Annotated in this window: 10 protein-coding genes; 9 read left to right on the forward strand and 1 reads right to left on the reverse strand. The window is 37.2% G+C overall.

Annotation, left to right across the window (positions count from 1 at the left end):
- The first annotated feature begins 11 nt into the window (after positions 1-11).
- The 9 genes from ACTWP4_RS07690 to ACTWP4_RS07730 all read left to right on the forward strand — a co-directional run bounded on the left by ACTWP4_RS07690 (position 12) and on the right by ACTWP4_RS07730 (position 9,731).
- Positions 12-1,304 carry an ABC transporter substrate-binding protein gene (locus ACTWP4_RS07690; RefSeq protein WP_443128174.1) on the forward strand — a complete coding sequence of 431 codons (1,293 nt, stop codon included), beginning with the start codon at positions 12-14 and terminating at the stop codon, positions 1,302-1,304.
- Positions 1,291-2,223, forward strand: a complete 933-nt coding sequence (locus ACTWP4_RS07695; protein WP_443128175.1) for a carbohydrate ABC transporter permease — start codon at positions 1,291-1,293, stop codon at positions 2,221-2,223. The genes ACTWP4_RS07690 and ACTWP4_RS07695 overlap by 14 nt, the downstream gene beginning before the upstream one ends.
- Before the next feature lie 17 nt (positions 2,224-2,240).
- Positions 2,241-3,110, forward strand: a complete 870-nt coding sequence (locus ACTWP4_RS07700) for a carbohydrate ABC transporter permease (RefSeq protein ID WP_443128176.1) — start codon at positions 2,241-2,243, stop codon at positions 3,108-3,110.
- Positions 3,111-3,161: 51 nt separating this feature from the next.
- Positions 3,162-3,785 (forward strand): YesL family protein, encoded by a 624-nt coding sequence (locus tag ACTWP4_RS07705; protein WP_443128297.1) that lies wholly within the window; start codon positions 3,162-3,164, stop codon positions 3,783-3,785.
- 90 nt (positions 3,786-3,875) lie between these two features.
- Positions 3,876-5,684, forward strand: coding sequence for a glycoside hydrolase family 76 protein (locus tag ACTWP4_RS07710; RefSeq protein WP_443128177.1), 1,809 nt, complete (start codon positions 3,876-3,878; stop codon positions 5,682-5,684).
- A gap of 86 nt (positions 5,685-5,770) precedes the next feature.
- A complete protein-coding gene (locus ACTWP4_RS07715; RefSeq protein ID WP_443128178.1) occupies positions 5,771-6,739 on the forward strand; it encodes a Gfo/Idh/MocA family protein in 969 nt (322 codons plus the stop codon).
- A 25-nt stretch (positions 6,740-6,764) separates the two neighbouring features.
- On the forward strand, positions 6,765-7,634 hold the full coding sequence (locus tag ACTWP4_RS07720) for a sugar phosphate isomerase/epimerase family protein (RefSeq protein ID WP_443128179.1): 870 nt from the start codon (positions 6,765-6,767) through the stop codon (positions 7,632-7,634).
- Between the two features lie 72 nt (positions 7,635-7,706).
- Positions 7,707-8,537, forward strand: coding sequence for a sugar phosphate isomerase/epimerase family protein (locus ACTWP4_RS07725; RefSeq protein ID WP_443128180.1), 831 nt, complete (start codon positions 7,707-7,709; stop codon positions 8,535-8,537).
- A gap of 117 nt (positions 8,538-8,654) precedes the next feature.
- A complete protein-coding gene (locus ACTWP4_RS07730; RefSeq protein ID WP_443128181.1) occupies positions 8,655-9,731 on the forward strand; it encodes a glycoside hydrolase family 76 protein in 1,077 nt (358 codons plus the stop codon).
- A 230-nt stretch (positions 9,732-9,961) separates the two neighbouring features.
- Here the strand turns inward: ACTWP4_RS07730 and ACTWP4_RS07735 are convergent, their stop codons facing one another.
- Positions 9,962-12,232, reverse strand: a complete 2,271-nt coding sequence (locus ACTWP4_RS07735; protein ID WP_443128182.1) for an AraC family transcriptional regulator — start codon at positions 12,230-12,232, stop codon at positions 9,962-9,964.
- Between the last annotated feature and the right edge of the window lie 347 nt (positions 12,233-12,579).

A 12,579-nucleotide genomic window follows, 5' to 3' on the forward strand; every position in this document is an offset into this window, starting at 1 on the left:
AGGTGGCTGAGATGAAAAAATGTCAGTTAAGCTGGATGCTGTTACTAGGGTTAGTTTTAGGAATTATATTAGTTGGTTGTAGTAGTGAAGACAGCTCAAGTACGGACGAAGATGGAGGAGGGTCAGACGACAAAATAAAGCTAACTTTCTGGGGAGATTGGACAGGTGAAGGGGAAGAACAATTTAATCATATGGTTGAATTGTTTAATAAGTCTCAAGATCGTATCGAGGTAGAATACGTCATTCAAGAAGATTTGGTAACTAAATTTATGACTGGTATAACTTCCGGGCAAATTCCTGATGTATTACTATGGGATCGCTGGAGAACTTCACTTTATGCACCAAAAGGTGTATTACATCCTATTAATGACTTCTTAGAGAAGGATGGTATTTCTGAGGATGATTTTTATGGAGAAGCATTGAAGGAATTAAGCTATGAAGGTAATTTGTATGGGCTTCCTTTAACCGTAGATACTAGAGCTTTATTCTATAATAAAGATCACTTCGAAGAGGCAGGTTTGGAGCCACCAGAAACTTGGCAAGATTTAAGAGAAGCAGCACAAGTGCTAACGAAAAAAAATGGAAATGACCTTGAACGTGCAGGGTTCTCTTTTTCAGATGTAGGATTATTTAGTATGTGGATTCAGCAAGCCGGAGGACAAATGCTGACAGATGATCTAACAAAAACAGCCTTTAATAGCGAAGCAGGTTTAGAAGTTTTAGATTTTTGGGGGAAAATGATATTTGAAGATAAAGTGTATAAGCCTGGTTTTGATAAAGGACTTGAAGGGGCACAACATCCATTCATTACAGGTAAAGTGTCTATGCATTATACTGGCCCATGGGATTTACGTACTTATGAGCAATATGGTGATCAATTAAATTTCGGTGTTGTTCCTCCACCAGCAGGTCCAAATGGCGATCAAGGGGCTGTAATGGGTGGATTTGGATTAGCTATTCCGGAAGCATCCGAAAAGCAAGAGGCGGCCTGGGAGTTTATCAAATGGTGGTTAGCAGATCCTGAAAATGCGTTGGAATGGGGGAAAACTAGCTTAAATATCCCTGGGAATAAAGCTGCTTTAGAAGATCCGTTTTTCCAAGACGATCCATTTTGGAAACCTTTTATTGATTCACTGGAATTTGCAACGATTCGACCTAGACATCCAGGTTATTCTGTGGCAGAAGTAGATGGATTGATACCACAGCTTGAGAAATTCATTACTGGAGAGCAGTCTGCCGAAGAAGCATTAAAGAATGCCCAAGAACAGGGAGATAGGATGCTAGAAGAAAATGAAGTTGAATAATATAAATGGAGCCAAGGGAAGTTCTATCGCTCTTAGCTTTACATCTAAAAAAAGTTCGTTTAATCGTTATCAATCGAGAGCTGCTTATTTTTTGATTGCACCTACATTACTATTATTTGTGATTTTTATGATTATACCAATAGTGATGGCTATTTATCTAAGTTTCACAAGCTATGACATCATTAGCGAAATGGAATGGGTCGGTTTAGAGAATTTTAAAAGATTAATAAATGATGACATTCTTTGGATTACTTTTAAAAATGTTGGCGTATTAGCTATTTTTTATGTACCGCTTATGATAATTATTTCGTTAATGCTAGCAATATTAGTAACCCAACCATACCGAGGAGTTACATTCTTTCGTTTAGCATTTTATATGCCCACAGTAACATCAGCTGTAGCAGCTTCGATAGTTTGGCTATGGTTATTAAATGCAGAATATGGGCTTATTAATCAATTATTGAGTTATATAGGAATTGCTGGTCCTGCTTGGTTAGCAGAGTCAGGTCCAGCAATGGCTTCTGTCATTGCAGTTACTCTTTGGTTGGGAGTAGGCGGTAACATGATTATTTATATGGCTGGTTTGAAAGGTATTCCAAATCAACTATACGAAGCTGCGAGAATTGACGGGGCATCTGCGTTCAAACAGTTGATTCATATTACCGTTCCCATGCTAAGACCGACAACGTTATTAGTTAGTACGATGACAATTATTGGTGCTTTGCAGATTTTTGACCAGGCATATGTTTTAACCCAAGGGGGACCAGCAAATTCTACTAAAACAATTGTTTACCATATTTACACAACCGGTTTCGAACAGTTGCAAATGGGCTATGCTTCGGCACAGGCACTTGTATTGACATTGACCATTTTAATCTTTACTGTAATCAACTTTAAAATTAATCAAAGTAAGGATTAGAAGAGGGGAGGATTATGATGAAGCAAAAAGAAAATTTCAAAAAATTATTTTTTTACATCCTAAGCTCGGCTATTGCTCTAATTATGGTTATGCCGTTTATTTGGAGTTTGCTAACATCGATCAAGCCAGATGAAGAGATATTTAGCATTCCAATTCAGTGGCTTCCTTCCACAATTACAATCGATCACTATATCGAAGCGTTTAAATCAGTTCCGTTTGGTCGTTATCTTTTCAATTCGCTATATCTAGCAGTCATGGGCGTGTTTTTTAACTTATTGTTTGGTTCGATGAGTGGGTACGCTTTTGCTAAGCTGAAATTTAGAGGAAGAAATGTCATTTTTGCCGTTTTACTAGCAGCCATGATGATTCCTGGGGTTGTTGTAATGATTCCCCAATATATCGTCTTGAACAACATGCCGTTAATGGGTGGTAACGATATCTTAGGTCAAGGAGGTCACGGATTACTGAATAACTTTTGGGCCGTTATCCTTCCAGGTGCTGCCGGATCTTTTGCAGTATTTTTTATGAGACAGTTTTTCTTAACCTTGCCAGATGAATATATGGAATCGGCTCGAATAGATGGCTGTAGCGAATTTCGAATTTATTGGAACCTGTACTTGCCACTAACAAAACCAGCTTTAGCAACACTTGGGATTTTTACTTTCCAAGCAGGTTGGAATAGCTTTTTATGGCCATTAATTGTCTTAAATGACCGATCATTGTACACTGTGCAAATTGGATTACAGGCGTTTACATTTGATAAACAAACCGCCTATGGTCCCATGATGGCAGCAACAATCGTGATTATTTTGCCGATCATATTAATCTTTATGTATTTACAAAAGTATTTCATCGATGGTGCAAATTTCTCTGGAATTAAAAATTGATGTCATTTTGTAACCGTTTAGAAAAAGAAGGTGAATACGGTGTATAAGTTGATGGAATGGATTGCTAAACTCGCGTTACTCAATATGTTATGGATTTTGTTTACTTTATCTGGTTTCCTTGTTTTTGGCTTTTTTCCTGCAACAGTAGCTTTATTGATGGTTACCCGGGATATAAAGCGAAATAATTCAAAAGGGATACGTGTATCTTATCTTCAGTATTTTGTTGATAATTTCATCCAAGTAAATGCGTACGGGTTTTTTATAGTGACCGTAAACATATGCTTCATTTCACTCGCAATCAAGTCGGTAAACCAATTTTCCGTAGTTTTTTCCGTTCTGATATTTGTTATTACGGTATTGGTGTTTTTGATATCACTGTATATATTGCCCGTTTTTACCCACTTTAAAGCATCTTTTGTCAATCATCTTAAACTTTCTATGGTTATAGCCTTAGGGCATCCAGTCGTATCCTTTGTATTATTTTCTTTATTTGCGATAAATTTTGGAATCATCTTTCATTCCAAGATTTTAATCGCCTTTCCCATTTTATTTTTGTTTTTTATGGTTAGTGTTTCTGCTTACTTTGCGACTGTCGTGTTAACGCCTGTTTTTGGGAAATTTAGTAGGACTACAGATTCTGATATGTCAAGTGTAAGGGGGGTAACAGAAGTCTAACATCATTCGATATGGAAATTGTCCTCACAACCAAATAATTATCACTCATTTTGAAAAATATCTATCTCATTAATGAAAAGGAGTGTCTGTATGCGTTTAAAATGTCATAGGCTTACGATGATGGCTGTTACATGTTTCCTTTTATTTTCTCTTTTTTCATTGAATATCGTTAAACCAAACTACTCACACGCTGCAACATCGTGGAGTGAGGAGTACGATGCAAGCCAAGGAACTTTGCATAACCTAGTAACGGAAAATTCTGAAACTGGTTATTTTGGAAACGGATACGTAGCAGGTTGGAATGAAGATGGTCAATCCGTTGAGATTAATGTGACCGTTCCGAATGATGGTAATTACACACTCGTTTTTAAATATTCGGCTGCAGCAGGTCAGGCTTCACGTTATCTAGAGGTAAATGGAGAAGGAGTCGTGGACCAAGTCCGCTTTTCAGGAACCGGGAGCTGGGGGGACTGGCAAACAACTTATCTGAATGATGTCTACTTAACGGCAGGTACGAATACGATATCACTAAGTTTTGTTTCAGATATGGGAAGCGTAAACTGGTTAAATTATGACAGCTTACTTGTTAAAGAACAGGGAGAGGAACAACTTGTTTCCTGGGGATTGACGGAAGAAGCGGAATTAGCACAAGCATCGCTTACGTCTAACTTTTGGAACACTGAAACGAATATGTTCAATAATCAATATCCTTATGATGAAAATAATAATCAATTCCACTATTGGTGGCAGGCACATGCCATTGATACGCTGATCGATGGCTATGAACGAACTGATGATTATGCCTATATCGATCAAGCGATAGCATTATATGAGGCAGTGAAAGCACGTAATGGTGGTGATATTCGGAACGATTTTTATGATGACATGCTATGGATGGCACTTGCGTTACAACGTTTACATGACTATACAAACAATCAAGAGCATGAAGAGGCAGTAATTACTCTGTGGGAAGACATTAAGACAGGCTGGAGCAGTGAATTTGGAGGAGGCATCGCTTGGAACAAAAATCAATTAGATTATAAAAATACCCCTTCGAACGCTCCAGCAGTCATTCTTGCTACTAGGCTGTATCAAGATTACGGAAATGAAGAAGATTTACAATGGGCTAAGGATATTTACAATTGGGTTCAAGATACATTAGTAGATCCGTCCAATGGTTTAGTGTGGGACGGCATTAACCGTACTGGCGATGGAAATATCGATAAAAATTGGGAATTCACTTACAATCAAGGTGTTTATATAGGTGCATCTGTTGAGCTTTATCAATTGACAGGAGAGAAAGAGTATCTTGATGAGGCGATCCAGACGGCAGAAACTACGAAAGAAAGGTTCTCGAATCACAATCAAATCATATATGAAGGTGGATCGGGCGACGGTGGCCTATTTAAAGGAATTCTCGTTCGTTATATGACTGAATTAGTTAAAACAGAAAACTCCCAAGTTAAGTTGGCAGAGTGGATAGTGAATAATGCCAAAAATGTTTGGAACCAAACAAACGAAGATCCTGAAATTTTGTTTGGTTCATCATGGGAAGGAACAATAAATCTACCGGTAGAACTTAGCCAACAGCTAAGCGGAGTCATGTTAATGGAGCATGCTACACAATTAGAACCAATTATTGTAAAAAATGTCATCCAGACGTTACAAGAACAGATAGATTCCTTTGTGGATGAAAGCGAAATAACCAGTTCACTTGCTAAAAAACTAAGTAATCACCTCGAACATGTGAATCATCATATAAACAAAGGCAATATGAAGCAAGTAATTAAACACTTGAAAGACTTTCATAAGCATGTGCAAAAAGGAAAGATAAAAGACCAAGTAAGTGAAATAGCATATCGACAACTGCAAGGATCCCTGGATACAATAATACATTAATGATTTTGCCTTATCTTGAATATGTTAATTCAAGCATTTAGAAAGTGAGCTTGTTTAGCTATTGATCTTTAAAAGGAGTGGAATTCGTGGAGATAATTCGCATTGGATTTATAGGAACCGGTGGAATGGCGCAGGTACATGCAGGTCAGTTATTAGAATTAGAAAATGTGGAAATTAAGGCTATTACTGATGTTAGCACTGAGGCGAGAGAACGATTTGTAAACCAAGCAGGTCTGCAAGATGTAGAGCAATTCACGGAATATCGTAATATGCTTGAACAAGTCGATTTAGATGGAGTTGTTATTTGCTCTCCTCATACATTGCATTTTGAACAGGCGACAGCTGTATTGGAAAAAGGTTTACACGTATTAATTGAAAAGCCGATGACGTGCTCATCGAAGGAAGCTGAGGAGTTAATTAAAATAGCCGAACAAGCCGATAAGATTATGCAAGTATCGTATCAACGTCATTTCCAACCAGAATTTATTTATATTCGTGATGCCATCGCAGCTGGGAAAATCGGTAAGCTTACATCGATCACCGCTTCCTTGTATCAACAATGGTGGCTTGGTTCCAATGATACGTATTCTTGGCGGAAGGACCCAAAATTATCGGGAGGCGGTTTTTTGATGGACTCTGGTAGCCATATTATCGATGTGCTACTTTGGGCATCAGGCTTAACTCCGGTTGAAGTAACTACACAGCTATCAAAACAAGGTGCGCCGGTAGAAATTGATACGTTTACTTCGATACGCTTTAAGGAGGGTGCAATTGCTGGACTAAACCTTGTTGGTTACTCACCTGTTTGGTATGAAACATATGTGTTTTGTGGTGAAGACGGCGCTATCTTCTATGAAAATGACAAAATTACACTACAGCTTTCAGGGAAGGAACCGATTGTACCAGAATTACCGAAGCAGACAACGAATCAGGACAAAAGTTTTATCGATGCGATTTTAGGAAAACATGAAGTTCAGGTTCCAGGCGAATTTGCATTAAAGGTAGTTCAGTTTTCTGAAATGGTGTATGAATCTGCTGGCTATAAGCCTTTATAAATGAACTAGAGGAGATGTAAATGACATGAATTTTAATATCGGAATGCGCATTCCACCGAAAATCGGTGCAGAAGGAATAGAAAAGATAGCGAGTTGGGCCTCAGAAGTAGGGTTGGATACACTTGATGTTCCTAAATTAAACCCGGAAGTAAAGAAGGTATGTCAAAAGGCTGGTATTGAAGTTGGATCTGTCGATGTTGAAAATGTGGCAAAACTATTTAGTTTAGATGAAGAACGGCGTGTTCATGCAATTTCTAGTCTTAAAAGTCAGATGACGCAAATCTCGGAACTAGGAGGTCGTGTGCTATTCATGTGTTTGGTTCCAGAGGATCATACACTGCCACGTGAGGAAGGGCTTGCAATCTGGAAAGAAACTTTTCCAGAAATCGTCCGACATGCAGAACAAACGGGTCTTTACATTGCAATTGAAGGCTGGCCCGGACCAGCACCTTATTATCCGACAATTGGATGTACACCAGAAACGCTACGGATCATGTTTGAAGCAATACCTTCTAAGCATTTTGGGATGACGTACGATCCATCGCATCTTGTGCGGTTGGGCATTGACCATATCCGTGTATTAAGCGAATTCGGTGAAAGAGTGAATCATTGCCATGGGAAGGATACGGAAATATTGCAAGATGAGCTTTATGAATGTGGTGTCATTCAATCAACTTTTTCGGAAAAGTATCTGTTTTCAGAAGGATCATGGCGCTATACGATCCCAGGACATGGAGAAGTAGACTGGGGAAAAGTAGCAGTCCGTTTGGAACGTTTGGGGTATCAGGGACCAGTTAGTATCGAATTAGAAGATTATCGCTATTGGGGCTCATTAGAAGCGGAGCAAAAAGGAATCGTAAAGGCAGCCTCGCATTTAAGAAGATACTTTAAATAGTAGATAGAGTAAAATAATCCATGACTTAATGTGATGTGAAATAAACAATATACATGTAAAAGGGTGAAGTAAGTGCATGATTTTAAGTTTGCCTTGAATACCTCGACACTGTTTCCGTTTGAACTAGATGTGATCGAGCAAATTAGGGTAGCAGCTGAAGCGGGATATGATGGCATTGAATTGTGGGTCAAAGATATTGAATCCTACCTTAAAGAAGGGGGTTCACTTAAAACAATTAAAGAGTTCCTGTCAGACAGAAATATATCCGTGGTTAATGCGATTACGTTCTTTAAGTGGTCGGATGCTGATGAGTCTACTAGAGTAAAAGGGCTTGTTGAGGCGGAACAAGAAATGTTATTGCTGAAGGAAATAGGATGTAAAGCTGTAGCGGCTCCACCCAGTGGGAATATGGATGATTTAGAATTAGAAATAATTGCTGAGCATTTTACTGCATTAACAACAATTGCAAAACGGATGGACATGGAAGTCTATCTTGAATTCTGGGGTAAGGCTAACAAACTAGCTACTTTGAGTGAAGCGATGTATGTGGCGATGGAGAGTGGACTGTCAGATGTTAAATTTTTATTAGATCCTTTCCATATGTACACTGGCGGAAGTTACTTTACAAGTTTATCTTATTTAAATCAGAGAAATATCGGTATTTTCCACGTCAATGATTATCCAGAAAACCCAACAAAGGAACAGATAACAGATTCAGAACGTTTGTTTCCAGGTGATGGGGTCGCGCCGACAGAAGAGATTGCGAACTATTTAGAAGAAATGAATTATCAAGGTTATTTATCATTAGAATTGTTTATCGAGAATTATAGTAATCGATCAGCGTTAGAAGTTGCTACCCATGGATTAAAAAAGATGAAACAGACTTACTTACCAAATAAATAAAAATAGTATTCACGGGGGATCTATATGTAATTTAATAATTGATCGTATGGATCACCCTGTTTTTTATGAATGTAAACAATAATATTTATGGTGGAAGCCTTAGTTAGGGAGGATATTATGAAGTTAGCAAACAAAACAACAAAATGGGAAACAAAAGCGCAGAAATCGTTTGATAGCCTGCTTCAATACTATTGGAATCACAACCTGGAAATGTTCAACAATCATTATCCAAATCCGGATAATCGCTGTAATCTTACATTCCATTACTGGTGGTATGCGCATGCGATCGATAGCTTAGTAGATGCATACAACCGAACCAATGACAAAGAGATTCTTGCACTTATCGAAACGGAATACGATGGTCTTTTGTTTCGCAACGGTGGTCAGCCAACTAATCTATTATACGACGACATGGAATGGCTAGCATTAGCATTGTTACGTGTCTATGAAGCAACGGAAAAAGATAAGTATTTAAAAGCTGTGCAAATTCTTTGGGATGATATAAAAACTGGTTGGAATGAGCACATGGGTGGAGGGATAGCTTGGCATAAACACCAGATAGATTATAAGAATACGCCAGCAAATGGTCCGGCTATTATTTTAGCAGCAAGGTTATATAATCATTTTGGAAATGAAGTGGATTTAGAGTGGGCACAAAAAATCTTTGATTGGCAAGAGCAAAACCTTGTTGACCCTGAAACTGGCTTTGTTATGGATGGAATCAATCGACTAGGTGATGGGAAAGTTGATACGGATTGGGAATTCACATATTGTCAAGGCGTGTATGTAGGGGCAGCAGTTGAGCTTTATCGGATATCCAACAATGCGAGATACTTACAAAATGCCTTACAAACTGCACATACAGCAATAGGAAAATTATATGATGTTGAACATAAAGTGTTAAAAAGTGAAGGAAATGGGGATGGAGGTCTGTTTAAAGGAATAATGATTCGGTATTTTACTGAATTAATTTTAACAGCTCCATCGGAAACAAGCGCAATACTTCAATGCTTAGAGGAGAATGCTGAAACCCTTTGGCAAAATGGGAAGGATAACGAGAAAACAATATTTAACCATCTGTGGAATGAGAAACCGGATCTAATTAAAGGGATTGATTTAAGCATTGAGCTAAGTGGTGTCATGCTATATGAATGTTTGGTAAAGATAGAAAGACAAGGATTAATTAAGCAATAACAGAAATAATCCCCAATTTTATAATTACATTAGTTAAAATTTTATACGCTGAAGGCATAGGCCATTTTTAATTGATCGAGGAAAATCTAGATGAAGCCTGCCCCTGAATAGGGGACGGGCTTACTTTTTGTATGGAATCATTTCACGGTCCAATTTACTATTAACGAATTTACCATTTCCTATGGTGTAATGCTCACTTCTCTACTTAAAAACTCCAGGCCTACTTCTAGCTACTCCAATTTCATTTTTTTTCGATAATTCCCTGGTGTCATCCCGACATTCTTACGAAAAGATCTGATGAAATTCTGTGAGTTATTATATCGCAGTTTATTAGCGATATCTTTAACAGGCATCTTGGTATTTTCCAACCATTCTTTGGCCATTTCGATGCGATATTGTGCTAAATATTCACTAAATGACATATTGGTCTCACGGCGAAATAAATTACTTAAATAGCTAGCATTATAATGCAGGCGATCTGCCACACTTTCCAATGTTAACTCCTGATCGTATTCTTCATGAATCATATGAATAACCTGTTCTGACAATGAGTGATATTGTTGCTCTGAGCGATTTTTGATATGGTGCATTATCGGATATATCATGATCTGTTTGAACCAATTCTCGATATCCTCCCTGATTCGGAAACGATGGAGATAATTAATTAGGGTCTGTTTGTCATCAATCATATCAATCTCAATTGCTAACATTTCTGTAAATTCTAATAAATTATTGATAAATCGAAGAATAGAGATTTCGTATTGTGTATATGTTAATTGTTTGTTAAAAATATTATCTAGTAGCTCTGTTAACTTTTGTTCAACACGCAATTGATTATAATTTTTAATGGCATCAAAAAGGTCATGTTCAATTTGTTTTGGATAAAAGGTTTTGAAGGAATGTTGCGATTCCAATGAATCAAACCAAATCACTTGCCCTTTCCCCAATACAATCGTTTGTCGCAATGCAGCTTCACTTTTTTGTAATGCATCGTTAGTCTCGGCTAAGTGTGTATATCGATTACTAATTCCAATACTGACGGAGATCTTCAACACTTCCAAAATCGTATTTTGAAGCTTTTTTGTTAAGCTATCCATGTATTGCTTATATGCTTGGTTGTTCTCTGCACCCATTAATATCGTTACTTGTTTATCCTCTAAGACGATAGGTGTCAATCGCCTTTCCTCACTAATTAACTCATTCATAATCGTGTTAATCGAAAAAAGGATAATATCATTATCGTTATCAGTAAATCTCGTACCTTCTAACGAATCAATTTTTATTAGCATCACGGTAAACCATTGCACATTTTTGTTCTGGATAGGTAGTTTTTCATTTATTTCACTTTCCGTGACATTGCCCAGAATTAATTTATTCATGAAAAAATGATGTAGCTGATCCTTTTGAGATTGTACTCGATCCTCTAATGTCTGATTTTTATCTAGTATAGTATGGATTTGCTTAGTGATTTCTCCAATTTCATCACGGGATTCACTGTTATCGTTTGGTAATTTCATGATGTGGATGATCTGTTGAATCGGCTTATATAATTTTCCAGAACCGATAATGGCAACGATAATAAGCCCCGACACTATAACAAGACATATAATTAAGGTGAACCAACCTATAGCATAGGAAGATTCTTTAAGGTCATTTAATCGAATAAGGTTAATATAAGTCCATCCGTTATAATTTGAAACGCGATAAGTGACAGTATATTTTTCGTTATTATAGTCGAAGTGAAATTGATTTTGTATCTGATTATTTTGTTTTATCGCATCAATAACAGGGTGATTTTCTAATGAATGATTTTTCTGGTTCTCACTGTTAAAAATCATTTGATTGTTTTCGTTCAATACGATAGTTGATCCATTATTTTCTTCCATTAGCATCCGGTCTTGTAGATCACATACAGGAATAACAGCAGCAATAAATCCCTTATTATTGACAGAGCTAAGAGGGAGCTTTTTTACCATAGTAAGATAACGCTTACAATTATTAGCATATTCGTCAATGAAAGTATCCTCAGATTCTTGAAGTAACCATGCGGATTTATTAGCAAGCTCACTATAGTTTTCAATAATTCCTTTATCATGATTGGCTAATCTTTTTAATCCTCTATTCCGGAGTAGCCACATCTGTTCTTTGTTTATGTATGCAATATCAACAACTCCGGAATCAAAACGTTGCAGGTAATTTAATTCTTTTTTTAAACGTCGATAAAGCGGAAATTGTTTTGGTTCCATTGGGATTTCCAGCAGCTGATTGGCAAGTGGAGACATAGCAAAATTTGTTAATGATTGGTCTACTTGCTTTAACACCTGTTCCATCGTCAACTGGGTTTGATAAACATTATATTCTTTCTCCTTTTCTACCTTACTTTGTATACTGTCGGATGAAATAAGAAAAGAGAATATTCCTACCAATAAGACCGGGATGATTCCAAGCAATAAAACAAAAGATAATAGTTTAATATAAAATTGTTGTTTTTTCTTAAACAAATCATCCTACCTCCAACTTCTAGCTGTTCATATAAAACGACTCTATAAATTTTATCACGGTGTTAACCGTTTGTAATCTCACCACTGACTATAATCTCACTTTATCATAGCTTATCGATATTTCCATCTGATAAATGGAAAAAGGGTCTGGGACATAAACATTATTCTCTACTCTAAAAACAAATGATACATACATATTGATGCACAAAAAGAGGTCATTTTGAAATGATGCTTGGTGCTAAGCAAGCCCGCTCCCCTTTCCACGGGATTTTCTCCTAAGCTAACTTTGGCAAGCAAAATACGCTTACCAAAGTGGATCTTAGGAGAAAATCATCCCGTAGGAGTTG

This window comes from Gracilibacillus sp. D59 (assembly GCF_052246695.1).
Taxonomy (GTDB): Bacteria; Bacillota; Bacilli; order Bacillales; family Amphibacillaceae; genus Gracilibacillus.